Raw genomic sequence first — 26,248 nt, 5'->3', positions numbered from 1 at the left:
AGGCCCTCCCTTCATTCTTCTGGATACGTGGCATAACTTCACACTAATATATGTCATTGACATATACAATGATATAAAGTGTAAATCTTTCTCAGAAAAAACTTCATATAACTACTATAATTTACAATATATTTGCATAAAACAACGATAAATATAACATATTATGTATTTTCATAGGTTGAACAAGATATAAATAATATATGTCACTGATATAAAAAGAAGCCTTTCTTATCCTTAAATCAAGATAAGAAAGGCTTAAATGAGCGGAACTAACATCAATAGTTTATGGATTAAGATTTCGTACGGAGCTTCGTTTGATGATGGTTGTATTTACCTTGATGGATAGCGCACCTTCCCGGGAATTCTCCATCCGTTTGCACAGCAAATTCACTGCTGCTTGTCCAAGCTTCTCTGTGGTTTGTCTTGCCGTGGTCAGCGGAACAGGCAATAGACTCGCCAACTGGATGTCGGAAAAACCAATAATAGACAGCTCTTCAGGTACCCGCTTCTGGATGGACAAGGCCGTGTGCAGACAGGAAGTTGCGAGATAATCATCCGCACACACAACCGCCGTCATTGCAGGATTACTTTGAATGAAATGCACGAGTTGGAGATTGGATCCATTCAGGTTGAGCATGTAATCCTCTGCACAATCCAAGAGGATATTACGCCCATTGACCGTCAGCGCGTAGTCCAGCATGGCCTGCACATATCCTTTATATCGATCCTCCCGGCTTGTCACTCCATCAAACGGCATGGAAATATAGCCTATCTCCCGATGTCCTCTCTCAATTAAGTACTCTGTCAAGTTATAGGCTCCCTGATAATGGTCATGGTACACACAATCAATATTGACCTCACGGAAGATTCGATCGATGATTACCAGTGGATAATTCAGCAGATTAAGCTCCAGCACCTTCTCGCTGCAACGAGTTCTTCCCCGGGGGAAAAGAATAATCCCGTCAATTCCTTCCTCGTACAGCTCTTGCAGGTAAAAGCTTTCATCCTCTTTATCCGTGGTGATCCGAACCAACAGCTGACACCCGGATTTCCGCGCTTCCTGCTCGACGGATGCTATAATTCTGGCCACGTAATCATCCATGTTGGGGAACAACAAGGCAATTTTTCGCTTTACAGGCTTCTGGTCTGTAGTTACATTCCCAGGTAAAAGCTCTTTACCCAGACCGCTCAAATAATCACCTGACATAAATGTGCCTCGCCTCGCCAACCGGTAGACTATGCCTTGTTTCTCCAAAATTTGCAGCGCAAGCTTGGCTGTCATGCGACTGACTGAATACAGTTTGGCGAGTTCTCCTTCCGATGGCACGGGATCATGTGGCTGCAATTTCCGATTGCGAATTTCTCCCATCACCCAATCGGCAGTTTGCAAGTATAACAACGGCTTCCGATGTGGTTCTTCCATGTGAATCACCTACTCCAGTTCCGGATTTTATGATCATTCTATCGTTTTCTCAGGTGAAAAGTAAAAATAGCCCTTGAGCAGAAGGTTGAATGAGATTCTTTCCTTCTGCTCAAGGGCTGGTCGAAATTGATTATTTATTTGACCTCGGCATTCAGCCGTTCAATAAGTTCAAGCAACTCCAGCGGTTCACCAACTGTATGAGTTGGACGTTCTGTCTCATCCACCGGCTCATGGGGATAACGCGGCGTCCAGCTCTGAAAGATGCTGGTGATGCCGAGTGCGTTGGCTCCCTTCATATCACGGCTCAGGTTATTACCAATCATCACTGTCCTGGAAAAATCCCCTTCGGACAAATCAAGCGCACCAATTGCTGCCTTGAACATCCGCGGGCTTGGCTTGCTGGCTTTAATATTCTCCGAAATAATCATTGCGCTAAAATAATCATGAAGTCCATGCTGCTTAAATACGTTCTTGAAGGATTGTGCATCGCCGTCAGCAACCAGGGCCAGTGTGTATCCTTGTTCATGAAGCTTTTGAATCGTGATATCCGCACCCGGAATCAGATCCGCAGTTAGAACAATTCCTTCTTCGTCCCGAATCTCGGTAGATTCATCAACGATGGTATCGCCGCTGTCAAAAAAGATAATTAGCTTTTTGTCGTCCATGTCCGTTATGACCGTCCTCTTCATTCAATTGGTGTAACGACTTGCCGGCTTCCGTTTGACCATATACAATGATGTTCCAAAATAAGGTATAGCGCTTAATCCAATGTTACAATGGAGACGAATAAAAAATCAATCATTTTTTCGTCGAGCTCGTGCGGATACCTGATTTAAGCTTAATCATCTCGACCGAAAAAATAATCAGGATCAATTGGACGGTAGTTGTAGGTTCTGCTGCTTACCGAATTGCTTTGCTTTTTCTGCCATCGCTTTATCCAACCTTACTCTTAATCCACTCATCCATTCCGGCTCATGCGCCCATTGTTCTGCTCCAGATCGAAGCACACGTACGTAACCGTACAGATTGGCAAAGCGACGGCATGCAGGGAACATCGACTCCATATCATAGGTGTCTCCAGCTTCTGCCCAATACCCTTGCATAAACGTTTGCTTCTTCTGGTCCCATTGCTCCGGCTGGATTTCCTCCTGTAAACTATCGAGGCTCTGCTCCACATCCATTGCATACCAGTGGTACATCGCATCATCGAAGTCAATGGCGTAACAGGACACTCTCTCCTCGTCATAGAAGACATTATCCAGTTCAAAGTCATAATGAATTAACCCGAAGGTCTGCTGTGTAACGGGCCAATGTGCAAAAGAATCCCGGAGAACTCCTACCTCATTGAGCGCCGCAGTCTCGCCAGGGAACTCCCCCAGCACGTCCTTCATCCAATCCAGTACATCCGTATAAGTCCAGCGTTTCGCCTGTTTGGGTGTGTATTCGCGAGATAAACGATGCAGCTTACCCAATGCCTCACCCAAGCTGTGCACGATCTGGTCATTTAAATCGATACTGCCCATCTGGTTACCCGGGACTCGTTTGAATACGGAGGCATAATACATTCCCCAAGGCGTATGGGCCTCCACCAACTCATTTCCTTCACGGGATGGCACAGCTTCCATGACTCCATATTGGTTCAATTTAAGAAAGGACAGGAACTCCAGTTCCGCTGCAAGATTGGTTTGATTTTTCTCCTCTACCGGGGCAAAACGAAGCAAGTGAATCTCTCCCTGATCCCTGAACGGATACACGGCATTGGAGGATATACGATAATACTGAAACATGTCCAGTGACTCCGGATCATAACTCCAGTTTTTCAAAATCATCTCGGCGAGATCGTTATTCTGGAATAAATATTTAAGTTTTAACATGAGCGTATCTCCTTATGGGTCGTTTAATATAGAACGCTTTTAGGGTTCCAATTCCTATTTTTGCGCGCAAAAAGCCGCAGGCTATGCCTGCGGCTTCAAAAAATTCAGGTAGCACGAGGTATACTTTCATAAGCAAATAAACCTTGTGAATACCAGGATAAATGAGCAGTTATATCCCTATATGTCGGCAGACTTCGGATCTTCACATAAGCAAACGCCAAATGCTTCGCCATGCGTCCGTTGCTCTGCCGGATCTATTCAGTTCGTATTCACCTTAATTGTTGTAGTCATGCTTTGCATCATCTTAGCCCGTCGTTTCATGACGCTCACTCCTTCCGAAAAACAAGTTATTTCCATAATACTCCAATAAGCGATTACAGGCAAAGGTTATCAGGATTGGGTAACAACCATGCGTTCTACAGTCTCCGTGTTCTCCTTGTACCACACCATAACGATATCTCCCTCTTTCAGATCAGACACCTGAATGGAAGAATCGGCGCTTTGGTTGTTACCAGGTGCCCCCATGCCCATTCCTTGTGAGATGTTCACATCATCACCAATGTTCAATTTCATTTCGATGCCAGTATCCTTCATGTCTGTACTCCCGCCTCTGGAGGCGCCTGGTTGTCTTCCATTTCCATTCGTGGAGCCTGTGGATGAGTTGTCCTGCACCTCAAGTAATGCGATCGTGACTGTGCTTCCTTCAACGGAAGTAACTCTGCCCGTAAGGTCGGCATTCATTATTCCCCGCATCTCGTCCGGGCTGCCTGTTCTGCCATTCATTCCTTGGCCCCCGCCCCTCTGTGTTCCTCCGTTCATGCCAGGGCCACCGCCATTCATCATTCCGCCACCATTCATGCCTTGGGCAGAACCGGTATTCGTAATGTTCTGGGCAGTGATGGCGTCGCAGGCGGAGAGCAGAACTGTGCAGGTAAACAACAGGAGCATAGCCGATGTGAGATATCCTTTTTTTCGCATACGGATCACCTCTTTCTCAGGGAAGAGCGTTCCCAGCCGAGTTTTCTATGAAACATGAAATTATACGCATCTTTGAATCCCATGTACGACAACACAACCAGCAACGGATATACGGGGTAGATATATCTCGATTTAATCTCCCACAGAATATAGAATCCGATAAATCCGAGAATAACCAGAATTAAAGAGACCTCATCATACCTTTTTCCACGAATACTACCGATTAAGCGAATAACAATAAAGCAGTACATCAAGAAATTCATCACATAAACGACCCAGAGCACCCCCGTCCGGTAGACGGAATCTCCCTGGAACAAGTCTGTTACCGCATTGGTATAACTATAGGAGCCGGCAATTCCCCCACCTCTTCCTCCTCCCATCCCCGAGGAGCTTTCATTACCGATGCCATATCGATCCATTTGGTAGGTTCCTTCGGTCCAGGTCCATATGATCTTTTTGTAATACATCTGGGCCAAGTCACTTAAGCTGGCTTCTGACAGTTTCCGTTCAATCTCCTGCTTGTACAGCTCCGTGCTTTCAGCTTTATTATAATTAGCATCTCTCTGATAGATCTGGTAGCTCTCCATATTATCCCAGAAGCCGAATCTTTCGAGATTAATACCCATGTTTAGCCACATATAGACCGGAGCCGAATTTTCCCCAACAGGTTCACTTACAGCACCAGAAGAATTCAAGACCGCATTCTGAGTCCAACCTGGGACGTTAAACAACATAGCCAGCACAAAAATGGAGGCAATTCCTTTCTTGAATCCAATACTTCGCATATTCAGCAGAATGGTTAACATGGCAGCAATCAGCACAATCACGCCGACGCTTCGGAAGTAGTTTCCAACCGCGAGCAGAATGGCAGCGATAAGGATTGTTTTCCAGGACTTTTCACGTATGAATCGAATCAAAAAATACAGACAAGACGTGAGAAATGCCGTGGCAATCACATCGTTATAGATCAGGTTATTCAGAAACAGAGACGGCAGATACGTCGCCGCGAAGATCAGAACCCCGTAATCACGCTCCGTGGACTTGTTATTTAACTGTTTATAAATGAGATAAATCATTAATGTCGTTACGGTTGAAAACAAAATATTGAACAGCTTGATCACCAGATAATTATCCGGGAACAGGTACAGCAATGTTTTTAGATACAAGACGGTAGAAAAGTTAAACGGGAACATGTGCAAGTAACCGCCCGTTTCGAACGAGGAATAGTCCTGACTGTAGAGCATGTTCATGGAGAGCGAAAGCACCGTCTGTGAATCATCGGTAGGCACTCTTGGAAATACGAAGATAATTATGATTTGAATAGCTAGAGAACATAGCAGCACCACCGGAATAACAACCTTTGGGCTGGTTTTGTTCAGCTTCAGGCAAAGCCGGTATAGCAAGACACCGAATACAAGAAGCAATGCAATCACCGGGATAAAAATACTCCACTCCTGCGCGCCCAGAATCGGATTATCCCCGTACAAGGTGTAATTGTACTGCGCCCGGACAAACAGGGACGAAACGATAAACACACCGACAAAAATAAGCAGAATGAGATAAAGCGACTTATGGATCACCTTAGACATGCCAAAACTCCTTTTCCAGTACAGGATTCGGGAATAGTATAATGCCTCTACCTGAAAAAAGGCTGAATTCAGATTCGTGCGAATGAATACTCATTGGGAGATGATTTCAAGCACAAAAAAGACCGTCCCTTGGTTAAGGTAACGGTCCGTATGTCTATTTTTATAAAAGAGTATATGGGCTTTAAGCTAATCGTTGAAGATCACTTTTCGTCCTTAATAAACTCAATAATATCCTGGATCTCACAATCCAAAGCCTCGCATATTCGATTCAGCGTATCGAACTTCACGCCATCTGTTTCCTCATTATATAATTTGGCAATCCCATTTCTATGTAGTCCGGTTTGTCGGGATAAATCGGCAATGTTAATTCTTTTCTCTCCCATAATTCGAGATAAATGAATCTTAATCATACATGTTCTCCTCCAAACAAACAGGTATAACGCCATGTAAAAATGTACCCCCAGCCTGGTATTGCCTATTAAACATGACTTCTAGTCGTCAATATACTTGATCAGATCACCTGGCTGACATTCCAGTGCTACACAAATTTTCTCAAGGGTGTCGATTGTGATCGATTTGACTTCAAAACCGCTATCCGTTACCCATTGTCCAATGGTATTCGGACGAACTCCTGTTTTTTTAGCCAAAGCATACATAGACATACCCTTATCCTTCAGAACTTGTTCGAGAGTGAATTTGATCATCTGAAAACATCCCTTAACATAAAATATAGTAACTCTTTACGTTAATAACTAATTAAGATATCATAACTCCATGAGTTATTAAATCTCTATAGTTCAATTCATAGAAAGTAGGAGAATGCATGATAGAATCTCTGGAATCTTTGGCAGAACCGTTAATCCGAACGCGCTTAGAGTTATTATACAACAATTTGTCTCACACGCAGCCTGATTATACCCAACTATCTGAAGAATCTGATCATTATTTTCATACCATTCGCCAAGCTTTACCTGAACATCTGAATCAGACTATTTTTTTATATGAAGATACTCAACTTTCTATGCAAACACTTCTGGAAAGAGAGATTTATTTACAAGGGTTCCGGGATGCCCTGCAGCTAATGAGTGAGTTACATATACACAGATTCTGACGCCATAGCTTCTTACAAAATATGCTATAATCAACAAAGCAATAGAATAGGCTTAAAGGGTCGGTCGGCTACCTCGCCATGAAGGGAGGGATGCCCTGTGACAGTTTTTGAAGCAATCATGTTGATGCTTACCTTCGGTACGCTCATCGTTGCCATTCTGTCCGATAAACGCAAATAGACCGCCCCCATAGCAAAGGAATGCGGTCTATTTCATCGTGCCCTTATGTTACTGAAGCCCACCGCCCTTAAAAGCGGCTATTGCTCAGAGAGTCGTGTTACCAGCACGGCCCTCTTTGCATTTTACGTCTAATCTGCTCTAATTATACCATACTCAAATCTTAGAAGTCACATATAAACCGTGTTAATCCTCATACAATTCCTTATACTCGTGCAAATATAAAACCTCAATACAATTGGACCAGTTCAGAACCGAACCGACAAAGTCCTGAATGTCCAATCCTGGCATTTCATAAGTACCTTCTGTATTTACCGAACCCGTTGCATCCTCAATCAGAGTGACTTTGAACCCTTCATGCTCGGCCGCAATTGTCGTAAACAGGCAACAATATTCTGTATTAAATCCCACAATAAACACATGTTCCACCTGATGTTCATCGAGCAATTTCTTCAACTCCGGGTTGCTAAAGGCGTTAGGTTTACTTTTTTCCAGAATCGTATGCCGCCCAGTGTCGACTACAATCTCCAGACCCGCAGCATTCTTGTAAAATAGTGAAGATCCCTCGTGGTCATAGTCTACATGTTTCAAGTAAATGACCGGTTCATTCCGCTGTTCAAAATCAGCGATAACTGCTTCAATGTTCCCTACCTGTACTGTGAAATCCCTCAATGACGTAATCCCGTATTGCACATCCAATACAATCAGAGCTTTGTTCATATGCTTTCCCCTTGCTTTAGTTGATCGATAGACGTTTTCCCACTTCCACTACTTCTTTCGTTTCTTTTCCAAAGCCTTCTTCGCATTTTCCTGTACCCGAAATTCCACAATTCTGCGGATCAATTCTTCTGGCAATGGCTGATCTATGGGAAATTGCACCGATCCTTTGGCTCCTTTATACCGTGAGAGTTCTTCCTTAAATGCTTCGATCCCACTGGCACTCGGGTAAAATCCGATATGCTTGGCGTAAGCGGCAAAATGAACCAAGTTCCCGTGCTCTGCATATGTGGGCATCTTGTAACTGATCTTCTCCACCGCATTGGGAGCGGAATCGCGAATAATCTGTCTTAATGCCTGTAATTTAACTTGTACATCCAAAGGAAATTGCGAGATATATTCATCTACCAGCACATCAGAAGAGGTACTCTCTGACATCTTAAACTCCTTCCACCACGTCCATTCGTGGTATGGCATTTTTCACAACGTCATGGCTCGGCCATTTCGCATCAGATAATCTTCCTTGGCTTTGTAGTCTGGCATAATACTGCCAACACGACGCCAAAACGAACGATCATGATTCATGTGGTGAATATGACACAATTCATGAATGATCACGTAATCAATCACTTCCAGCGGTGCCATCGCCAAGCGGTAGTTAAACGTAAGTTTTTTGTCCCAGCTGCAGCTTCCCCACTTGGTCGCCGATTCCACGATATCCACAGACTTCGGCTTCACCTTCAACTCCTGCTGGTAACGGCCGATGCGCTCACCGATCATTCTTTTACACTCGGCAAAATAAAACTTCTTCAGATTCGCACGCAAATCTTCTTCCGAATAACCCTCTACGTCAATTAACTCATGCAGCGCATGTTCTTGGCCAAAAAGCAGGAACTTTCCCTTGCCTTCCTCTTCGTATTCCTTGGCTTGAGGACCATCCAGCGCCTGCTGCATCAAGGCTGATTTCGTCAAAATCACTTCCCCATGCTGCTCCACAAGTTGTTGAATCATTTCTTCGCTGGTGCCATTGGGAGCCTTGATTGTGACCATATAAGGTAAATCCATAGTGATGGAGACTTTCTTGCGTTTTCCATATTCAATATGACAGGTAATAGGATGATTGTTTATTTCAATAGTTAGCATAACGTGCTCCACTTCTTCCGATATTTCAATGTCAAAATTCTGATTTATTCTTCAGATTGTAACCTATTCAGTAACTCCATGCATAATGTTCAGCGAATTATAATTCTTTCATTGAATTTTTATTCATTAATATGTATTATTATCAAATTATAATATAGGAGGGTAGATATGACCCCTACATCGAATCCGGATTACAAAACCATTGAGGAACTATCGCTTAACCATTGGCAGCCCTTATCCACCTTGCTTTTTGACGGATGGTTACTGCGTTTTGCACGTGGATATACGAAGCGCGCCAACTCTATTCAACCTCTTCACTACTCGACCCTGGATGTGCATGAAAAGATCGAGCAATGCGAGCGAATTTACGCTTCCAATCAGTTAAGTACCATATTTAAGATTACACCGTTTATCCAGCCGGATCATCTCGACCAACTTTTGCATGAAAAGGGGTATGATGTTCTGGATCTGAGCCTTGTCCAGACTCGGAGCCTGGAAACCATTAAGGAGCCTGAGTACTCTGAAGTAAAAATAAACGATCAATTAACCGGAGAGTGGTTGGATCACTTTTGCAGATTGAATCAGGTGAATGATCTGCATCGGGGAACGATGGAACAAATGTTGACCAACATCCGTACGCGCACAGGTTTCATCTCGCTGTTCATCGACGGACAAGTCGTTGCTTGTGGATTCGGTGTGGTGGAACGAGGCTATATTGGATTGTATGACATCATTACAGACGCTAACTTTCGGAATCGGGGATTGGCCGAGCAGATGATCCTTCATCTGTTGCATTGGGGAAAAGAGAATGGCGCTACCTCCAGTTACCTGCAAGTAGTTGCTAACAATGCTCCCGCATTAAAACTGTATGCCAAGCTTGGCTTCTCGGAGATCTATACCTACTGGTATAGGGTCAAGGAAACCCAAGTCTGATCTAGATCGGACCTGGGCTTCGAACAATTGGAACGCAATCAGAGCTGGTTCTCAGCTCTGATTGCGTTCCAATTGTTTTTCGATCCCCAGCCTGTCAATCTGAATCCAGTATTCTGCAATTCGCTCATTCTCCACCCGGTATACCGCACTCGCAATTTCAATCACTGGCAGGTGGGTCGGCGCATATCCATCCACTTCTCCGACATGAGTACCCACTTGTCTCCAGCGTACATATACTTTATCTTCCTGTGCAAGCAGCTCCTGAATCTGCAGCGAAAAATCTCCGTACGCCTCCATCATTTCCCTCACATGATCCGCATAGTCGGAAGGTGTTCTTGTGACTGTCACTTCTTCTTCCGAAATTACTTGGTGAGCCAGCACCTGCTCGGCCATCAGTGTATTGGCATAATCAAGATTGCGACCCGAGCGTACTTCTTCAAAAAAAGTTCTGACAATCTGTTCTGGCGTCATCCAATCTACTCCATTTTTCGTTTTATCATGCATTGTACCAGAAGGAATTATTATTTACTAACTGTTTTTCTGCAACTTCAAGTACTATTTCAATTTATAATAGTGAGTCGACAATTATTAAATTTTTCATAAAAAAAAGAAGGCACTCCGCCCTTTCTGGACGTAGTACCTTCCTCTATCCCAATTACGGGCTAACCGTACCACCGTTTGCATTCAATGTCTCGCCGCTCACATAGCTGGATTCCTGGCTCGCCAGGAACACAAACGCTGGCGCCATTTCCGCAGGCTGTCCTGCACGGCCAAGCGGCGTATTGGAGCCGAAATCAGCAAGCTTCTCTACGGGTTGTCCACCAACGACCTGAAGCGGTGTCCATACAGGGCCTGGAGCGACGACATTCACACGGATGCCTTTGCTGCCGACTTGTTGGGCCAGCGCTTTGCTGAACGTGTTGATTGCTGCCTTTGTTGTCGCATAATCCAGCAGGATTGGAGATGGCTTGTATGCCTGAATAGAAGACGTGTTAATGATGGAGCTGCCTGGCTTCATGTGTTTCACAGCTGCTTTACAGAGCCAGAACATCGAATAGACATTGGTTTTGAATGTCGCATCGAATTGTTCTGTGGTCAGATCGGCGATCTGCTCAACAAACTGCTGTTTCCCTGCCACATTGGCAAGAATATCGATCCCGCCGAGCTCTTTTACAGCAGATTCAATAAGTTCTTCGCAGTATTTCTCATCCTTGAGGTCACCTGGAATCGCAACAGCCTTGCGGCCTGCTTCTTCGATCAGCTTAACCACTTCCTTCGCATCGGCTTCTTCCTCAGGAAGGTAAGCCAGGACGACATCCGCGCCTTCACGGGCAAAAGCAATAGCTGCTGCCCGACCAATACCGCTGTCTGCTCCGGTTACAACCGCTTTGCGTCCGGTCAGACGCCCGCTGCCTTTATAACTTTTTTCACCCGCATCAGGAACAGGAGTCATTTCCCGTTGAAGCCCCGGCTCCTCCTGCTGCTGCTTCCAATCTGATGTTGCCTTTGGATATTGTGTCGTCGGATCTTGCATGGTGTGCTGGTCTTGATTAGCCATGTTCAATTCCTCCTCGGATTAATTTACACCCTATAAATAGAACCAATTGATTCTACACTGGTCACTACGCGGTCAGAGCAACCTTCCGATCGCTGTTATCCCCAGATTTTTTCTATCCCTAATTAAGGGGAAATCCGGTGATAAAGGCGAAGCATATCCTTTCGAAGCAGCTTTCTTTTAGAAAGCTTTTAGTTTCACTTCTCCAGGCTTTCTCTGCCCTCTACGTTAATGTGTAGAAAATAAGTTCAATTTAAATAGACTGTGTAAATTTAAATTTATTTATTATGTTGTTGTCATAAAAGTTGCACTCTTTCCTTTGTAACCGAGATGGGTGAAATTTAAACTGGATCTGAACATTTCCATGGGAAACTTTTCGACTTTGAATCTCCAGTGACTGGAGGTTGTATAATAGATGATGAGGTGATCTCGTGAACCAAAGCAAAGATACTTATTCAATCGGTGAAGCGGCCAAAATGATTGGCTCGACGGTCAAAACGATCCGTTATTACGATGAAATCGAGCTGCTCCGGCCCTCTTTTCATACGGAAGGTGGTCACCGCCTCTATACACCGCAAGACGTGTGGCGGCTGGAACTGATCACAACGCTTCGCTACTTGAATTTTGGCATACCGGATATTCGCAAGCTGATGTCCGGTGAACTTGGCGTGTCACAGGCGCTGGATTTGCAGATTGAAGCCCTGAAAACCCAGATCGGAACCATGAATTCCATGCTCTCCATTCTGCAACAAGCCAAACAGCATGAAGCAGAAGATACGCTCCATTCCGGACAGTCTCTTGCGTATGTTACAAGTCTGGTGGATTCGTTAACCGCCAATGCCCAAAAAAGGAAAAAATTCATCTCCACCAAAATGGAAGAATCTCATCTGCTGGACGGCATTCCGCATGAATGGAGAGTTTCGTTTCTGCATTTTTTCGACAAATACATGATGAAAGATACAAAGCTGTCTGCCCAACAAACACTGGCATGGAAAGAAGTCCAGGAAATCATCAACGATCCGGCCTACATCGCCGATCTGGCCCGTCTTGAACTCCCCTTCTTCACTATGGCGAATCATCCACAGATTGAGGCAGACGCCTGGGTGAAAAAAATGGAGACCCTCCGCATTCGTGCCACCGAAGCTCTGGTGAAACGTTGGCCGTTAGATAGCCCCGCAGTGCAGAGCATGGTGTGGGATTTTGTGATGATGTACGCCAGTGTTGAACACGCTGATGATCCGGAAGCATTTTTTCGCAAACAGGCTCGTTATATGCTCGACTCCGTGACAGAGCGCATCCTTCGTTTTAACAAGCTCTGCAAGATCGTGAATCCCGAATGGAGCCAGATCGTAGACGGCATTAATCTGTTGCAGGAAGGCATGCGACTACGGTTAAACCAAATGGAAGAAGACTGAAATTCAGTCTTCTTCCATTTGGTTGTTCAGCCTTTTTTCAATGAATAAGATGTATGTTCTCCCACTTCACTGTCCAACTGGAGCGGTTGTCCTTTCAGATAGTGGTTGAAGAAATCGATTGTTGTATCGTTTATGATTTGGTGTGCTCCCTCTGCATCTACATCCTGTGACCATTCGAGAATAGGAGATATCAGATAGAGGTCCGAGAAGCTCAGATGTTTGGTCTGATTCAGCTCCATCCAGTAGTTTCCTCCTGCGGTCACCGGTTCATAACGGGTATATACTTCTTCGTAGTATTTCTCTGCTTCCGGGCGGGTCGTACCCATAGCTGCAATCTCATCGTCACTCATGACACTTGTGCCTGCAACAGTCGTGTCTGCACTCATCATCAGGAACGGTTTACCAACGCCTTCTGTCGGTATACGTTTCTCACCAAACAATACGCCGTCCATGTTCATGCCTGCTTTGACACGAGGATCATCCATCAGCATCTGTACCGTTGTTGCCCCGCCAAACGAATGTCCAAACATGCCGATGTTATCCAGATCCATATGACCGTTAAAACGCCCGTTTGGATCAGTTGCCGCCAGTTTTTCCACTTCATCCAGCACAAATTGCGCATCCTTCACCCATGTCTCGTTGAGCTTGTCCATATAACTAAATTGCAGCTGATCGAAGCCTTCCTTGCCCTCGGATTCAAACTGCGCCACACGCCCATCCGGGAACACGGAGACCAGACTGCTGTACGTATGATTAATACCCACAACAATATAACCTTGGCTGACCAGCTGCTCCACCTGGAACGTATTTTGATTTTCATAGCCATGGAGACCATGAGAGAAAAGGATGACCGGATACTTGGCTTCCGCATCAGATAATGATGCCTCCTGAATGGCATGGGTTTTAACTTGGCTCAGGCTTGTAAATAAAAGCTTTGGCAGCTTCAGCACATCATTAAAGGCTGTTGCATAGACCTTCGGATCATTCACATAAGGAGCCGTTGTTCCCTTGGTGTCTTTATCCGTCGGATACCAAATCTGCACCATCAGTTCCCTTTTGTCCCCGGCTGTACTCGTCAGCAGTTCCTCCCGGCTCTCATCCGTCCAGTCATAGGAAACCGTACCGATCCCGTAAGAACCTGTTGGTGTATCAAACGAAAATACCGGGAACAGAAGTGGAAGCCCAATGGTCACGACAGCATATACCAATACGAACAGGGATGTTCCGATGACTCGCACACGTCCGAATTTCCGCCCCACCGTTGACTTCGACCTCTTAGCGATTAACACAATCAGAGGAATCAGTGTGAGCAGATACGCCGGAATCATAGGCCAACGCAGTCCCTCGACCAACCCTTGAAAAAGTAATAACGCACCCGATATGACCAAGCCTCCCCATGCCATGTTCCGGGATTTATTCCTCCCTCCAATCAACCACACCAGCATTACGACATTGAAAATAAGATAAATCCATTCTAGTGTCCTCATCTGTCCTTGCCCCCTTCTCTGCCACAATTGAATTTTGAAGTTATATCGTGCAGCAGCTCTTCTATTTGCAATCATAAAACCTCCAGTAACAGGAGATTCAAGCCTCAATTTTGAAAAACAAAAAAAGCACTCCCTGCATCACACTGGATCTCCCGAAGGATTCCAATGTGGACAAGGAATGCACGTATGATGTTACGATATAAGCTGACTAGGGAAATTATACACCTTGCCACTACGAGTGCCGCACCATCTTATCTTTGAGCTGAGGCTAGTGGTCGTCTCCTCCATCTACCCGCTGTCTGTTCCCTATGCCAAATACGAAATATCCGATCACAACGATCGCCATAAATGTAGCCCCGACAATCAGCGGTAATCGCGTATCCGGGTTAAATGCCATACCGATAATAACGAGTGTCAGATATACGATGATGATGTAGTTGCTGATCGGGAACCATTTGGACTTAAAGGTGTGGTCTCCCATCTCGTTGCCCCAACGCTTACGAAATCTGAATTGACTAAAAGCAAGTGCGAACCACGGAACCATTCCCGGAAGAACACTTGCACTGTAGATGTACAGGAAGAGCTTCGAATCCGGCATCAGGTAGTTCAGCACCACACCGATCAGCAGTAAAGAAATCGTGATGATAATACTGTTGCGGGGAACCCCGCCTTTGGACAGCTTTTTGAAAAAGGCCGGTGCCTGTCCATTCTCTGCAAGCGTATAGAGCATCCGTCCTGCACTATAAATCCCACTATTACATCCTGACATCGCGGCAGTGAGTACAACAAAGTTGATAATGCCCGCCGCGGCTACAATCCCGACTTTGGCAAACGTCAGTACAAACGGACTTCCCGTTTCTCCGACTTCATTCCAAGGATACAATGTCACGATGACAAAGATCGCCCCGACGTAAAAAATGAGAATACGCCACACGATGTTTTTGATCGCTTTACGCAGTGTAACCTTCGGATTTTCCGCTTCGCCAGCCGTAATTCCGACCATTTCGACGCCCTGATAGGCAGCCGTTACGATACACAAGGCAAATAAAAATCCTTTTAGACCCCCGGGGAAAAATCCTCCGTGGCTTACCAAATTCGACAGACCAATCGGTTCACCACCGTTACCCAGACCGAAGAAGATCAGCCCGGTTCCGATTACAATCATGAAGACAATCGCCGTCACCTTGATCAAGGCAAACCAGAACTCAAACTCGCCGTAAAACTTCACAGCTGCCAAATTCGCCGCGGCAATAATAAGCACGCCAGCCAAGGCAGGCAGCCATTGTGGTATATCCGGGAACCAATAACCCACATAGATTCCAATCGCCGTCACTTCCGCCATACCCACCGTAACCCAGAGAAACCAGTAGCTCCAGGCAGTCAGGAACCCGGCAAGCGGGCTAATATATTTATGAGCAAATGTGGCAAACGAACCCGTCACTGGCTCCTGTATCAGCATTTCCCCCATAATCCGCATGACAAAAAAGATAATGATCCCAGCCAGCAAATAGGCTAACAGCACCGAAGGACCTGCCCACTTGATCGTACTTGCCGATCCCATAAACAATCCAACGCCGATGGTGCCCCCAAGGGCAATCAGTTCAACGTGTCTGGGCTTTAGCCCTCTAGATAGTTGCTTTGATTCCAAACGACATTCCCCTTTTCGTGTGTACATCTTACGATTGTAAGGTTACAACTCCACATTCGCATTACCGCAATGCAGAATTACTTCACCAAATTGTACGAGATGCGTCAGAAAAATACAACAAGGAATGTAAGGAAGCGGATTCATTATACACTAACTCATCAGTTCGTTGAATATCCTTTCCCAGCGACCACTATGCTCTTCCTCCACAAGTAAAGGAACAAACCCCAACCGAAGATAAATAGAAATGGCCGGGAGCCTGAAGTCATCGGTTTCCAGCAGGGCTGCTTGTTTGCCCTCTTCTCTCATCCGGTGCAAGGCAGCCAGGGCGATGGTATACCCCAGTCCTTTCCCGGAGTGTCCCGGCAGAGCGCCGACCATATGCAAATATCCACAGTTGATATCGGCATCCTCTTTCTCCCAGGCTACAGCAGTGGCGACAGCAAGTCCCTCATAACAGAGAAACAGAATCTTCTCCGGCATAAATGGCGGCTGGAAACCAATCTTGTCGCCGAAGGCAATTTCCCTCGCAAAGGAAATGCGGATCACATGCTCCCATTCTGTAACATCTCCGGGGTGAAATGATCTGAGCTTGTAACCTTCCGGTATGTCCAGCTGCGGCAGATCCGCCAACGTTTCCTTTTTCATGACCAGCTTGGAGCGTTCATCCCTCATTCTTCAGAGCCCGCCTTTCCTCTAAAATCCGGAAATGTCACGGTGTTCCCGCCCAACTTCACGGATTCCATGGAAAGGAAGAAAACCGAGCTCCAGGTCACGGCGTCATATACATCAACCAGCGGACTTCGATCTTCCTGAATGGCGGAGATGAACTCCTCCAGCACCAGAAAATCACCCCCGCCATGCTTCGTGCCGGCGGCCAGATGACCCCACTGCTTCCATTTCGGATGGTCGTATTCCGGCTGATAACGGGACATCTCCTCCCACATTTCCGAGCCGTCCTCCCCATTGACCGGAGAGCGGTCCTGGAGCCATACGAGGTCTTCCTCATATGGATGGCGCGCTGACAAATAAGCGCCTTTGGTTCCTTGCAGCATATAATGCGTTTTATTGTGGGGCCGGACGGAAACCCAATCGACACGCAGCGTAATTAGAACGCCCTTCTCGGTCTTCAGGGCGGCAACGGCTGAATCCCCTTGGCTCCAATAGCCTTCACGGGCAGCCGGGTGATCCTTGCCAAATTGCTCACTGAAATAATTCTGAAGCGCTCGCGGTTCAGAGACTTGCGCCGAAATGCTTTTAAGCCGATCGCCGCCGGGTTTATTCAGTGCTATCCATTGTGCGGCAGGTCCAATGGAATGTGTCGGATAATTGACTCCGTTGTAATTCTGGTGAAGCTGACCCCGCCAGGTTAGCGAGCCGTTCGGATGATGAATCAGATGGCGCAAATCATGAATATAGCCACCCTCCACATGGGTAATCTCACCGAATAGACCTTGCTGTGCCATATGATTAACCGTCAGGTTGGACCTGGAAAAGCAATAGTTTTCCGACATCATATATTTCAATCCCGTACGCTCCACCGTCTCGACCAATTCCCAGGCTTCCTCAAGCGACTGTACCGCAATGACCTCACTTAACACATGCTTGCCTGCGTTCAGCGCATCAATTGAATGCCGAGCATGCATATGCATCGGGCTGATCACGAATACTGCATCAATCGAAGCATCCTGCAGCATTTCCGAATAGTCACTGTACGTCCTGATTCCTGGAAAAATCCCCTTCCACTGCTCCAGCACCAATTCATTCAAGTCACAAGTAGCCGTCAAATCTATACGGTCAGCCAGAGAATGCAAGGCATTCAAAAAGCTTGCCCCCCGGTTGCCACCGACAATCGCCAGCCTGACCCGCTTGCGGCTCATGGCGTCATCTCTTTCTTGCCAGACGATAACGTAAAGATCAATTCTGTTGAATCATGGTCGCCTTTGGCATCAGGATGCGGCTCATAATCATACAACCCTTTGACAAACGTCCTCGCCAGTTCCTGATAGTGCGCGCCTTGCAGTTCAAACGTATGTATGCTCATCTGCTGGTCCTGAAGGTTGACGAGCACCACGGCAGGAATATCCGGCACAGCCGCGATTTGTACAAAATGCCACTGGTCTCGCTGGATGACAGACTGAACATGATTGTGTCCGTTAAAGTAAATGCCCTGACCCTGATGCTCCTTCAGGACAGACCATAGGTCGAGTTCCGGATCAAGAGACATCATCGGCTCTGTCGATCTGGCCGTTGTATCGTATACAGGATGATGGGCAAAGACGAGCAGCGTCTTCTGTCCATACTTGTTCATCTGTCCGCGCAGCCAATCCATCTGTTCTTCATCCATCATGCCGCCCCAGTGGTCGGGATTCTCGCGGGCAGTATCCAGCACCAGCAGGACCGCCTCTTCTTCTTCAATGGCCAGATAACGCTTCTGTCCGGTTGTAGCTTCAAGCTCGGCCTTGGAACAGGCATGGGTGTCATGGTTGCCCAGTGCGTACAGAAACCTCCCTTGCGGTAGCACCTTTTGAACTTTGCTCATAATAAAGTCGAACTCCAAAGCTTCACCAGCATGTGTCAGGTCACCAATAGATATATGATAGTCAGCCGAGAAGTCCAGAAATTCTGCCAAATACGCTGTATAAAAAGCATCCCTTGCCTCAATCATCTGGTCATCTGCATCAACTAACAGAGCAGGATAATGCAAATCCCCCATTATAATCAATCTCATCCTCGATCTCTCCCTTATCCTTTGATGCCCGAATGCATAAAGCTGCTGATGAACTGCCGCTGGAATACTAGAAAGCCAATCAGCATCGGCGCCGTCACGATCAGCGTAGCTGCACTGACATCCGTCCACTGCGCACCTGCTTCGGTTGATTTCGCAAACATGGCCAGCCCTACCGTCAGCAGACGATTCTCCGGGGAGTTCGTCACAATGAGCGGCCAGAGAAAGTCATTCCAATGAAAGCTGATGGAAACGATCGCAAACGAAAGGTAGACGGGCTTTGACAGCGGCATGTAAATCCGAAGCAAAATGCCCAGCGAGGAACAGCCCTCCACACGCGCAGCCTCTTCCAGCTCGTTGGGAAGCTGCTTGAAGGCTTGCCTTAGCAGAAAAACGCCGAAGGCAGAGGCGAAATAAGGCAGCATAACCCCGATCTTGGTATCCAGCAGTCCCAACTCGTTAATGATCTGATAATTAGAGAAAATGAGTACATCTGCCGGCACCATAATCTGCACAAGAAAGAGCATGAATAAAATATGTCGTCCCACAAACGCAACTCGTGCGAACGCATACGCTGCCAGTGTCAATGTGAAAATCTGAACCGCGAAGATCCCTGCGGTCACCAGCAACGTATTCCACATGTATTGTCCGAACGGTGCCCCTTCCCATACCCGACTAAAATTGTCCAGCGTAAATTGCCAGGACCAGCCGGCACCAATGGAAGCCTCTCTGGGAAGAAAGGCATTGCTCACCATCCACATCAGCGGAATCAGCCACACGGCAGCAAACAACAGCATGATTGTATGCCAAACGACTTGTCCGGCGATCCGGCGGCGCCGTGCGGATTGGAACTTCCTGTCCAGCGACAGGTTGTCCTTCTTCTTCATCGTTTTGACGGACAAGGACAGGTCGGCTGTATTCTTCATGATTGTCCATCCCCTCCACATTTTACTGATAATGAATCTTGCGTTCCCATCCGGCAAACTGAAGACAGGATATAATCAGGAGCAGAACGATCATTACGACGGTCATGGCCGCTGCCATCCCCTGGTCATTGTAACTAAAGGTCGTCTCATAGATGTAATACAACAGCAGACTGCTGGCATGATCCGGCCCTCCCTTGGTCATCATCCACAGATGATCCACCCATTTGAACGCATTCGTGATCGCCACAACAGTGACAAACAGTGTCGTAGGCATCGTTAGTGGAATGGTGATTCGCAGCTGCTGTGTCCACGCACTGATTCCGTCTACCGAGGCGGACTCGTATAAATCTTTCGGAATTTGCTGCATGCCAGCCAGATAAAAGATCATGAAGTATCCCGCTTCCTTCCAGACGGTCATTACGATCAGCGAGCCCAGCACCGTATCCGGATTGCCGAGCAGATTCACCTCACTGCCTGCGAACCAGGAAGCAAACCGGGCAAATAAACCAAACTGAGGCATATAAAGAAACAGCCAAATGCTCGCAGCTGCGATCATTGGAATCATATTCGGGTAGAAAAAAGCAACTCGGACCAAGCTTTTGCCACGGATTGCTTTATCAGCAAATAATGCCATGACAAAGGCCAGCGCCATAGACACAGGAACTGTACCGATAGCAAACCAAATATTATTTTTGAACACTTCAACAAAGATAGGATCATGCAGCAAAGCTTTATAGTTGTCCATTCCGACAAATACGGGAGTGCGAACAGCCAAATTCTGCTCAAACAGACTGAGCCATGCTGATTTAAGCATCGGATAATAAGTGAACATGCCAAGAAACAGAAGAGATGGCAGTACAAGCGCCCACCCAAACCCGTTGCGCCTAAGCTTCTCGTTCCAGCGGGTATTCATGCCCTAACTCCCCCTTATACATTATGCGCTTTGCTTTTCCATTCGCCGCTTATAAAGAGGTATGGGCGGGAGGCATATGAATGGCTTCCCGCCAGGCTCTCTTCATACTGAATACATGAATGCAGCAGCTTTATTTGTTAAAAGGAGCGAGCACACGATCCGCCTCATCTTGCGCGGCCTTCAATGCTCCGGCCGCATCAATTTTGCCAGCCAGCGCGGATTGAATCTGGTTCGTCAAAGCCGAAGACACCTTGCCATGGTTATGTGTGGATAATTCCCTGAACGCATACTGCAGCTGGTCGCGGGCAACGAGTGCCTGCGGAAAGCCATCGGTATAGGTCTTCATTGCTTCCGTATCATAGGCCGATTCGCGCACCCCAACATAACCGGATGACGAACTGAACAGTGCAGCCTGCTCAGGCGCAGTCATAAACTTGGCGAATTCCCAGGCTGCTGCCTGTTTCTCGGGAGTCGTATCCTTGAAAATGTACAGGTTTCCCCCACCTGTAGGTGATCCGTATTGCTTATTAGCGGGTGCGAAGGCTACACCGAAGTCGAATTTGGCATTGGTTTTCACATTTGTCAGATTGCCGCTGGTGTGCATCATCATAGCCGTCTTGCCTTCAATAAAGTCAGTTGGCGTAGCCGCCCAATCAATAACTCCCTCAGGCATTACCTTGAACTTACGGGACAAATCAAGCCAAAATTGCAGAGCCTCAACGTTCTCCGGCGTATTGAAATTGGCCTTCCTGCCATCGTTCCCCATAATGCTCTGCTTGGGATCGCTCGCATTCTGTCGGGCAAGCATCTGGAACATCCAGTAGGAATCGTCATTGCCCGGAATCTCCAGTCCCGTATGTCCATCACGATTCAGCTTTCCGGCATATTCCACCAACTCATCCCAATTCGTCGGCGGCTTATTCGGGTCAAGCCCGGCTGCCTTAAACATGTCTTTGTTGTAGTAAAGAATGATCGTGCTTCGCTGGAACGGTATGCTGTAGGTATGCCCATCCGCTTGGGTATCCTCCACGAAGGCCGGATAGAAGTCATCCTTGTTGTAATCCGCATCCTTGGCAATAAAATCATCGAGTGGAATAATCGCTTCCGTGTCCAGCATGCTGTACAGCTCGGTGGACATCATTACAGCCACATCCGGCGGCTGGCTAGCTTGAACGCCTGCCTGAATTTTGATCGTATTATCCCCGTAGTTTCCGGTATAGACCGGCTTAACTTTAATATCAGGAAACTTCTCCATAAAAGAATTCGTCATTCCGTCTATAACCTTGGTGAGCGGACCACCGACGTTGACCGGATAATAAAACGAGATTTCAACCGGCTCCTTGGATGTCTCAACTGAAGCGTTACCGGCTTCAGTTGTTGAAGTCGCTGTAGCTGTTCCCGCCTTTGAATCCGCTTCACTGGCCCCTCCCTGACCGCAGCCGGTCAACATGAACGTTAACCCAAGCGCAACCAGCATCATTCTACCCTGCTTTAGCATGTATTTTCTCCCCTCATATGTGCAGAACTTTTACGGCCCTGATTAAAATGCGTAATGTCTGAAATTCATGCTTACACGGTTCGAGCCTACATCAAGGATATGCAGGACCGCACCATCTGCCGTGGGAAGTACAGTGATGCCTTGCGCTTCATTGCTGCTTCCAAGATTCCGGTCAAAGGCCAGCGTGACAGCACCGGTTTCCGGATCAATCCGGTAGACGGATTTTTGTGAATTGTTATCGGAAGAAGCGTACAGCGCACCGTTATACATCTCGGCACCTTGAATGCGATCAATAGTCTGACTAAGCGGTACCGTTTTGATGAGGCTCATGTCACTGAGACGAAATACATTCAGTACCGGCGCATTATTCCATTGGGCTGTGTAGACTTGGCCGCGAGCGGCATCCACCGCTACCCAGGGCACCCCTCCGGGATGAAGGTTCAGCGGAAGTTCATAAGAGATTCCGGTGTATTGAAGGGTCGAGGCGTTATAAACGGCAATGTAAGGATGCTCGTATTTCTTGCTGTCTTCGATCGGAGCATAGATCAACCCGTTGTAATACGAAATGTCGCCAATGTGGTCTCCGCCCTTTAGAGCTATCTCAGCGGGGATGGCAACTGCATTTCGCGCCTGCACCGTCTTGCCGTCCAGTGCCGTCTTGAGCAGACCAAGCTGGGAGTTAAAAATCCATGAGTTTCCGTCTGTTGTGACGCCTTGGCCGCGCTCAAAGGCATCGGTAAGCCAAAAAGTCTGCTTGGACACCTCATGCCAGGATTCGGCTGCCTGTTGAGCGGCTACTGCATAATCCGCAGCTTCAGCCGCGACGGGGACCGACCATGCACCAGATGTTAAAGAACCTGCAAGCAAGACTCCAGCACAGACCCAACCAGACACTTTGTTCAGTTTCATTAATGGACTCCTCCTGAATTGTGGGCCTGCTTCTATAGTGGCTCGTCCATTATAGAAGCAGTAACCTCCGTTTTAGCCAGCAGAACTCACTGCCTGCTTGGCTTAAACATATTGTAGCGTTCAGGCTAAGGACGTCTGTTGGACAAAATGCTGTTTTTATTGAACAAAACAATCATTTTAGAATAATCCGGTTTGCAGAGACCTCGTTCATATACTGTTTGGGCGTCGTTCCAGCGATTCGCTTGAACATTCTGGTGAAGTGACCCTGGTCCGAGAAGCCGGCCCGGTCCGCAATTTCCTTCAAACCGTATTCTCCCTTGCTGATTAGCAGCTTGGAATATTCAATCCGCAAGCGAATCAGATAATGATGGGGTGTATGCCCCGTCTGCTGTTTGAACAGCCGAATATAATGGGACAGGCTGAGGGCAGCCCGGTCGGCCAGCTCCTGAATGGAGAGCTCCGCCTCCAGATTTTCTTTCATATATTCAATGGACTGATAGATTTCCTGATTGGTAGTCATTCTGGAGGGCGTACTCCCCGTGCATACCTGGGAATAGTGGTTCAGGAGATGTAAGGTGAGCATATTGGAGAGTGAATCACTGTATATTTTCCCTTGTCTGCCGCCATTCTGTAGCTCTTCGAGCAGCCAGAGGCCTAGTTGCAGCAGCTTGGGGTCCTTGACATAATACTTTAGCTGCAACTGAATAAACCCTTCCTTCAGCAATCCTGATTCGCGCGCGATGTGCTCCAGATATGAAGGGGGAATTTCAATTTGCAAAAAATATAGTGAAGCCTTTCCCCAGGAACAGAGAACGGGTTCTCCTGCAGGAAGGATATGAATGGTGTAGTAATTCTCATAATAAGCCGAACAATGGATACCAATCTGATGCTTCGTTCCGGTAAGCCCCCCGGCAGCATGCTGAGGACTGGGCCACCGGGCCACCTGCAGATGATCCCATCCAAGGGCTTGGCTTGTGAGTACAGGTTTGCTGTCGGCCGGATACACTCTTTCGATTGTTCTCATCCTATCACCCCTTTTCACCACGTTAGCAACCTACTATGCGGGATGTATAAACTGTGGGTAAAAGAGTTCACTATTTTGAATGTGAAGCGGCACTGTTACATTTGGTTTGACGATCTGTCTTACAAAAACAGGCTGCCAACAAATGAATGTTAGCAGCCCTGAATTTTTCTTACTTTTATCCTGAAGGCAGATGAACCATCACCGTCGTACCTTCACCCACCTGACTATTGATTTCGACATTTCCCTGATGCAGTGTCACTATTTTCTTGACGATCGCAAGACCCAGACCATTACCGCTAATGCTGCGGTTTCGCGATAGGTCTGTTTTATAAAATCGATCAAACACATAATCCAGCTGCTCTTGCGCTATTCCAATGCCCGTATCCGTAATGGTGAAGAGAATTTCATTCGTTAACTGGTCCGTGCGTATATGAATATGCCCACCTGCAGGCGTAAACTTCATGCTGTTCCCCAGCAGATTCATCCAAACCTGGTTTAGCTGGTCCCGATCCGCTGTAACTTGAATCGTATCTGTAAGTTCCAGATGAACCTGAATATTTTTGGCGGACCACTGCGGCTCGCAGGTCACGATAATTTGCCGAATCTGCTCATCAAGATGATACGTGGTGGCTTCGAATGGATGATGATCCGAGTCCAGCGATGCAAGCTCCAGCAGATTGTCGCTAAGTCTGGATAGCCGTCCACTCTCCGTAATGATAATATCGAGGTAATAATTACGGTCAGCCTCCGCGACCAGGCTACTGTTTTTCATCGCCATGGCAAAACCGGAAATGGATGTGAGCGGGGTTTGAATTTCATGAGATACACTGGAAACAAAATCCTGTCTCATCTGTTCCAGCTGTTTAAGCTCACTCGCCATTTCATTAAAACTGTGCGTCAAAGCTCCTATTTCATCCACACGTTTCGTTTGGATTTCCACGTCAAAATCACCCTTCGCCAGCCGCTTGGTTGCCCGTGTCAATACCTGGATCGGTTTCACCAAGTACCTTGCAGCAATAAGAATACAGAGGCTTCCGATCAACAGTGCGAGTAATAATATCAGGAAGACCATCCGATTAATGATATTTTCGTTCTGCGGGGAATATTGCATAAACACGGCGTGTGACTCCCCCTGGAATGGAAAAGGAATGCCGATAAAGGTCTGATCCACCTCAGCCGGAGATCGATAGACATGGCCCTGCAGCACCATTTGAACCACCTCTGGTGCAATATGAACCGTATCCGTATTGTCCAGATCATAGTACGTTGCGTTGCCGGAAGCGTCATATAGATGAATGGGATAGGTGGATACCTTCACCATACTTTTGATGAAAGCATCCCTGTCCTCAGGTTGCGTTTGCTCATAGAGATGTATCATCTCCTCCCCTGCTGCAATCATATCGTTCTGTCCGATATGATTAACTTCTTTTTTGAACAGGAAGAGCCCCAGGAAGAAAGAGGTCAGCAGGCTGAAGATGATGACGACCAAAAACGTGCAAATAATCCGAACATATAAGGTTTTGATCATGTGATGACTAACCGGTAACCCAGACTGCGGGCTGTTTCAATTTGAAAATGGTGTGCATCGCCAGCGAATTTTTCCCTTAATCGCTTAATGTGAACATCAACCGTCCGGTCATCCCCTTCATAATCGCTCCCCCAGATCTTCGTAATTAACTGTTCCCGGGTAAAAATCTGCCCTGGCTGGTTCGCCAGCATGAACAGCAATTCGAATTCCTTTAAAGGCAGATTGAGCGTGTCCTCTCCCCGGATCACTTGAAAACTGCGGCGATTTAGCACAATGCCACCTAGCTGTATGGTTTGGGAGGAGACAATCAGATACCTTTTCAGCAAGGCTTTGACTCTCATCACAAGCTCCAGCGGATCAAAGGGCTTCGTCAAATAATCGTCCGTCCCAAGCTGGAAACCCTTCACTTTCTGAGCCGACTCCCCCTTCACTGTAACCATTAAGAGCGGCATATTCAGATCCATGCGCCGGATCTCCCTGCATAGTTCCCAACCATCCAATCGTGGCATCATAATATCGAGAATGACCAGATCAATTTGGGATTTCTCAACAATCTCCAGTGCTTCCGCACCGTCTTTAGCCACCACGATCTCAAATCCCTCATTCCGCAAAAACAAGGTAATTAGCTCCCGAATATGCACATCGTCATCCACGACAAGGATTTGGGTCATATAAAA

The 26,248-nt window shown here is 46.9% G+C and carries 28 protein-coding genes; 4 read left to right on the top strand and 24 right to left on the bottom strand.

What is annotated here, in order from left to right; all coding sequences use genetic code 11:
• Window positions 1-283 precede the first annotated feature (283 nt).
• The 7 genes from QP794_RS27575 to QP794_RS27545 all read right to left on the bottom strand — a co-directional run bounded on the left by QP794_RS27575 (window position 284) and on the right by QP794_RS27545 (window position 6,568).
• The gene (locus QP794_RS27575; RefSeq protein ID WP_285079932.1) at window positions 284-1,423 is read right to left on the bottom strand and encodes a GntR family transcriptional regulator; all 1,140 of its coding nucleotides are present in this window, start codon (window positions 1,421-1,423) and stop codon (window positions 284-286) included.
• 134 nt (window positions 1,424-1,557) lie between these two features.
• Complete coding sequence (locus QP794_RS27570) at window positions 1,558-2,088, bottom strand: HAD family hydrolase (protein ID WP_053779262.1); 531 nt, start codon at window positions 2,086-2,088, stop codon at window positions 1,558-1,560.
• A 204-nt stretch (window positions 2,089-2,292) separates the two neighbouring features.
• Entirely contained in the window at window positions 2,293-3,297 is a 1,005-nt protein-coding gene (locus QP794_RS27565) for a phosphotransferase enzyme family protein (protein WP_285079931.1), read from the bottom strand.
• Between the two features lie 390 nt (window positions 3,298-3,687).
• Window positions 3,688-4,275: a hypothetical protein gene (locus QP794_RS27560; protein ID WP_285079930.1), complete on the bottom strand. Its 588-nt coding sequence runs from the start codon at window positions 4,273-4,275 to the stop codon at window positions 3,688-3,690.
• A 5-nt stretch (window positions 4,276-4,280) separates the two neighbouring features.
• Window positions 4,281-5,864, bottom strand: coding sequence for a glycosyltransferase family 39 protein (locus QP794_RS27555; protein WP_285079929.1), 1,584 nt, complete (start codon window positions 5,862-5,864; stop codon window positions 4,281-4,283).
• 200 nt (window positions 5,865-6,064) lie between these two features.
• Window positions 6,065-6,274 (bottom strand): helix-turn-helix domain-containing protein, encoded by a 210-nt coding sequence (locus QP794_RS27550; protein ID WP_285079928.1) that lies wholly within the window; start codon window positions 6,272-6,274, stop codon window positions 6,065-6,067.
• A gap of 81 nt (window positions 6,275-6,355) precedes the next feature.
• Window positions 6,356-6,568, bottom strand: coding sequence for a helix-turn-helix domain-containing protein (locus QP794_RS27545; RefSeq protein ID WP_285079927.1), 213 nt, complete (start codon window positions 6,566-6,568; stop codon window positions 6,356-6,358).
• 119 nt (window positions 6,569-6,687) lie between these two features.
• On the opposite strand from QP794_RS27545, the gene QP794_RS27540 reads away from it, so the two are divergent.
• Window positions 6,688-6,975: a DUF6809 family protein gene (locus QP794_RS27540; RefSeq protein ID WP_285079926.1), complete on the top strand. Its 288-nt coding sequence runs from the start codon at window positions 6,688-6,690 to the stop codon at window positions 6,973-6,975.
• A 97-nt stretch (window positions 6,976-7,072) separates the two neighbouring features.
• A complete protein-coding gene (locus QP794_RS33250) occupies window positions 7,073-7,153 on the top strand; it encodes a putative holin-like toxin (RefSeq protein ID WP_350338901.1) in 81 nt (26 codons plus the stop codon).
• Window positions 7,154-7,336: 183 nt separating this feature from the next.
• On the opposite strand, the gene QP794_RS27535 is transcribed toward QP794_RS33250, so the two are convergent.
• Genes QP794_RS27535 through QP794_RS27525 form a run of 3 tightly spaced genes read right to left on the bottom strand, consistent with a single transcriptional unit; the run spans window position 7,337 to window position 9,010 of the window.
• Window positions 7,337-7,870: an isochorismatase family protein gene (locus QP794_RS27535; protein ID WP_285079925.1), complete on the bottom strand. Its 534-nt coding sequence runs from the start codon at window positions 7,868-7,870 to the stop codon at window positions 7,337-7,339.
• A 48-nt stretch (window positions 7,871-7,918) separates the two neighbouring features.
• Window positions 7,919-8,305 carry an iron chaperone gene (locus QP794_RS27530; protein WP_285079924.1) on the bottom strand — a complete coding sequence of 129 codons (387 nt, stop codon included), beginning with the start codon at window positions 8,303-8,305 and terminating at the stop codon, window positions 7,919-7,921.
• A gap of 42 nt (window positions 8,306-8,347) precedes the next feature.
• Window positions 8,348-9,010, bottom strand: coding sequence for a M48 family metallopeptidase (locus QP794_RS27525; protein ID WP_285079922.1), 663 nt, complete (start codon window positions 9,008-9,010; stop codon window positions 8,348-8,350).
• Between the two features lie 168 nt (window positions 9,011-9,178).
• On the opposite strand from QP794_RS27525, the gene QP794_RS27520 reads away from it, so the two are divergent.
• Window positions 9,179-9,943, top strand: a complete 765-nt coding sequence (locus tag QP794_RS27520) for a GNAT family N-acetyltransferase (protein WP_285079920.1) — start codon at window positions 9,179-9,181, stop codon at window positions 9,941-9,943.
• A 51-nt stretch (window positions 9,944-9,994) separates the two neighbouring features.
• On the opposite strand, the gene QP794_RS27515 is transcribed toward QP794_RS27520, so the two are convergent.
• Both QP794_RS27515 and QP794_RS27510 read right to left on the bottom strand, forming a co-directional pair.
• Window positions 9,995-10,414 carry an ester cyclase gene (locus QP794_RS27515; protein ID WP_285079919.1) on the bottom strand — a complete coding sequence of 140 codons (420 nt, stop codon included), beginning with the start codon at window positions 10,412-10,414 and terminating at the stop codon, window positions 9,995-9,997.
• 184 nt (window positions 10,415-10,598) lie between these two features.
• The gene (locus tag QP794_RS27510; protein WP_024631293.1) at window positions 10,599-11,501 is read right to left on the bottom strand and encodes an SDR family oxidoreductase; all 903 of its coding nucleotides are present in this window, start codon (window positions 11,499-11,501) and stop codon (window positions 10,599-10,601) included.
• Window positions 11,502-11,929: 428 nt separating this feature from the next.
• Between QP794_RS27510 and QP794_RS27505 the strand changes: the two genes are divergently transcribed.
• On the top strand, window positions 11,930-12,913 hold the full coding sequence (locus QP794_RS27505; RefSeq protein WP_285079917.1) for a MerR family transcriptional regulator: 984 nt from the start codon (window positions 11,930-11,932) through the stop codon (window positions 12,911-12,913).
• A 26-nt stretch (window positions 12,914-12,939) separates the two neighbouring features.
• Here the strand turns inward: QP794_RS27505 and QP794_RS27500 are convergent, their stop codons facing one another.
• The 12 genes from QP794_RS27500 to QP794_RS27445 all read right to left on the bottom strand — a co-directional run bounded on the left by QP794_RS27500 (window position 12,940) and on the right by QP794_RS27445 (window position 26,242).
• Complete coding sequence (locus QP794_RS27500; RefSeq protein ID WP_285079916.1) at window positions 12,940-14,400, bottom strand: alpha/beta hydrolase family protein; 1,461 nt, start codon at window positions 14,398-14,400, stop codon at window positions 12,940-12,942.
• Between the two features lie 268 nt (window positions 14,401-14,668).
• On the bottom strand, window positions 14,669-16,048 hold the full coding sequence (locus QP794_RS27495; RefSeq protein ID WP_094938936.1) for an amino acid permease: 1,380 nt from the start codon (window positions 16,046-16,048) through the stop codon (window positions 14,669-14,671).
• A gap of 150 nt (window positions 16,049-16,198) precedes the next feature.
• Window positions 16,199-16,720 carry a GNAT family N-acetyltransferase gene (locus tag QP794_RS27490; protein WP_024631297.1) on the bottom strand — a complete coding sequence of 174 codons (522 nt, stop codon included), beginning with the start codon at window positions 16,718-16,720 and terminating at the stop codon, window positions 16,199-16,201.
• Window positions 16,717-17,925 carry a Gfo/Idh/MocA family oxidoreductase gene (locus tag QP794_RS27485; protein ID WP_285079915.1) on the bottom strand — a complete coding sequence of 403 codons (1,209 nt, stop codon included), beginning with the start codon at window positions 17,923-17,925 and terminating at the stop codon, window positions 16,717-16,719. Before QP794_RS27485 ends, QP794_RS27490 begins: the two co-directional genes overlap by 4 nt.
• Window positions 17,922-18,776 carry a metallophosphoesterase family protein gene (locus QP794_RS27480; RefSeq protein WP_285079914.1) on the bottom strand — a complete coding sequence of 285 codons (855 nt, stop codon included), beginning with the start codon at window positions 18,774-18,776 and terminating at the stop codon, window positions 17,922-17,924. The genes QP794_RS27485 and QP794_RS27480 overlap by 4 nt, the downstream gene beginning before the upstream one ends.
• 14 nt (window positions 18,777-18,790) lie before the next feature.
• Window positions 18,791-19,570 (bottom strand): carbohydrate ABC transporter permease, encoded by a 780-nt coding sequence (locus QP794_RS27475; RefSeq protein WP_285079958.1) that lies wholly within the window; start codon window positions 19,568-19,570, stop codon window positions 18,791-18,793.
• Between the two features lie 151 nt (window positions 19,571-19,721).
• Window positions 19,722-20,612 carry a carbohydrate ABC transporter permease gene (locus QP794_RS27470; RefSeq protein ID WP_285079913.1) on the bottom strand — a complete coding sequence of 297 codons (891 nt, stop codon included), beginning with the start codon at window positions 20,610-20,612 and terminating at the stop codon, window positions 19,722-19,724.
• Window positions 20,613-20,742: 130 nt separating this feature from the next.
• Window positions 20,743-22,110 carry an ABC transporter substrate-binding protein gene (locus QP794_RS27465; protein WP_285079912.1) on the bottom strand — a complete coding sequence of 456 codons (1,368 nt, stop codon included), beginning with the start codon at window positions 22,108-22,110 and terminating at the stop codon, window positions 20,743-20,745.
• Between the two features lie 42 nt (window positions 22,111-22,152).
• Window positions 22,153-23,019 carry a DUF6923 family protein gene (locus tag QP794_RS27460; protein ID WP_285079911.1) on the bottom strand — a complete coding sequence of 289 codons (867 nt, stop codon included), beginning with the start codon at window positions 23,017-23,019 and terminating at the stop codon, window positions 22,153-22,155.
• A gap of 172 nt (window positions 23,020-23,191) precedes the next feature.
• A complete protein-coding gene (locus QP794_RS27455; protein ID WP_024631304.1) occupies window positions 23,192-24,043 on the bottom strand; it encodes a helix-turn-helix domain-containing protein in 852 nt (283 codons plus the stop codon).
• Window positions 24,044-24,218: 175 nt separating this feature from the next.
• On the bottom strand, window positions 24,219-25,571 hold the full coding sequence (locus QP794_RS27450) for a sensor histidine kinase (RefSeq protein WP_285079910.1): 1,353 nt from the start codon (window positions 25,569-25,571) through the stop codon (window positions 24,219-24,221).
• A complete protein-coding gene (locus QP794_RS27445; protein ID WP_053779283.1) occupies window positions 25,568-26,242 on the bottom strand; it encodes a response regulator transcription factor in 675 nt (224 codons plus the stop codon). Before QP794_RS27445 ends, QP794_RS27450 begins: the two co-directional genes overlap by 4 nt.
• Between the last annotated feature and the right edge of the window lie 6 nt (window positions 26,243-26,248).

It is taken from the genome of Paenibacillus sp. UMB7766-LJ446 (assembly GCF_030226665.1).
Taxonomy (GTDB): domain Bacteria; phylum Bacillota; class Bacilli; order Paenibacillales; family Paenibacillaceae; genus Paenibacillus; species Paenibacillus vandeheii.
This window is presented reverse-complemented; position numbering and strand designations above follow the sequence as displayed.

What these genes read in the sequence shown, in the direction of transcription:
- QP794_RS27480 (WP_285079914.1), bottom strand. Translation starts at nt 18,776, where the DNA reads ATGAGATTGATTATAATGGGGGATTTGCATTATCCTGCTCTGTTAGTT.
- QP794_RS27445 (WP_053779283.1), bottom strand. Translation starts at nt 26,242, where the DNA reads ATGACCCAAATCCTTGTCGTGGATGACGATGTGCATATTCGGGAGCTA.
- QP794_RS27570 (WP_053779262.1), bottom strand. Translation starts at nt 2,088, where the DNA reads ATGGACGACAAAAAGCTAATTATCTTTTTTGACAGCGGCGATACCATC.
- QP794_RS27525 (WP_285079922.1), bottom strand. Translation starts at nt 9,010, where the DNA reads ATGCTAACTATTGAAATAAACAATCATCCTATTACCTGTCATATTGAA.
- QP794_RS27510 (WP_024631293.1), bottom strand. Translation starts at nt 11,501, where the DNA reads ATGGCTAATCAAGACCAGCACACCATGCAAGATCCGACGACACAATAT.
- QP794_RS27470 (WP_285079913.1), bottom strand. Translation starts at nt 20,612, where the DNA reads ATGAATACCCGCTGGAACGAGAAGCTTAGGCGCAACGGGTTTGGGTGG.
- QP794_RS27465 (WP_285079912.1), bottom strand. Translation starts at nt 22,110, where the DNA reads ATGCTAAAGCAGGGTAGAATGATGCTGGTTGCGCTTGGGTTAACGTTC.
- QP794_RS27515 (WP_285079919.1), bottom strand. Translation starts at nt 10,414, where the DNA reads ATGACGCCAGAACAGATTGTCAGAACTTTTTTTGAAGAAGTACGCTCG.
- QP794_RS27555 (WP_285079929.1), bottom strand. Translation starts at nt 5,864, where the DNA reads ATGTCTAAGGTGATCCATAAGTCGCTTTATCTCATTCTGCTTATTTTT.
- QP794_RS27565 (WP_285079931.1), bottom strand. Translation starts at nt 3,297, where the DNA reads ATGTTAAAACTTAAATATTTATTCCAGAATAACGATCTCGCCGAGATG.
- QP794_RS27560 (WP_285079930.1), bottom strand. Translation starts at nt 4,275, where the DNA reads ATGCGAAAAAAAGGATATCTCACATCGGCTATGCTCCTGTTGTTTACC.
- QP794_RS27545 (WP_285079927.1), bottom strand. Translation starts at nt 6,568, where the DNA reads ATGATCAAATTCACTCTCGAACAAGTTCTGAAGGATAAGGGTATGTCT.
- QP794_RS27490 (WP_024631297.1), bottom strand. Translation starts at nt 16,720, where the DNA reads ATGAGGGATGAACGCTCCAAGCTGGTCATGAAAAAGGAAACGTTGGCG.
- QP794_RS27530 (WP_285079924.1), bottom strand. Translation starts at nt 8,305, where the DNA reads ATGTCAGAGAGTACCTCTTCTGATGTGCTGGTAGATGAATATATCTCG.
- QP794_RS27520 (WP_285079920.1), top strand. Translation starts at nt 9,179, where the DNA reads ATGACCCCTACATCGAATCCGGATTACAAAACCATTGAGGAACTATCG.
- QP794_RS27450 (WP_285079910.1), bottom strand. Translation starts at nt 25,571, where the DNA reads ATGATCAAAACCTTATATGTTCGGATTATTTGCACGTTTTTGGTCGTC.
- QP794_RS27455 (WP_024631304.1), bottom strand. Translation starts at nt 24,043, where the DNA reads ATGAGAACAATCGAAAGAGTGTATCCGGCCGACAGCAAACCTGTACTC.
- QP794_RS27485 (WP_285079915.1), bottom strand. Translation starts at nt 17,925, where the DNA reads ATGAGCCGCAAGCGGGTCAGGCTGGCGATTGTCGGTGGCAACCGGGGG.
- QP794_RS27500 (WP_285079916.1), bottom strand. Translation starts at nt 14,400, where the DNA reads ATGAGGACACTAGAATGGATTTATCTTATTTTCAATGTCGTAATGCTG.
- QP794_RS27535 (WP_285079925.1), bottom strand. Translation starts at nt 7,870, where the DNA reads ATGAACAAAGCTCTGATTGTATTGGATGTGCAATACGGGATTACGTCA.
- QP794_RS27550 (WP_285079928.1), bottom strand. Translation starts at nt 6,274, where the DNA reads ATGATTAAGATTCATTTATCTCGAATTATGGGAGAGAAAAGAATTAAC.
- QP794_RS27460 (WP_285079911.1), bottom strand. Translation starts at nt 23,019, where the DNA reads ATGAAACTGAACAAAGTGTCTGGTTGGGTCTGTGCTGGAGTCTTGCTT.
- QP794_RS27575 (WP_285079932.1), bottom strand. Translation starts at nt 1,423, where the DNA reads ATGGAAGAACCACATCGGAAGCCGTTGTTATACTTGCAAACTGCCGAT.
- QP794_RS27540 (WP_285079926.1), top strand. Translation starts at nt 6,688, where the DNA reads ATGATAGAATCTCTGGAATCTTTGGCAGAACCGTTAATCCGAACGCGC.
- QP794_RS27475 (WP_285079958.1), bottom strand. Translation starts at nt 19,570, where the DNA reads ATGCTGTTGTTTGCTGCCGTGTGGCTGATTCCGCTGATGTGGATGGTG.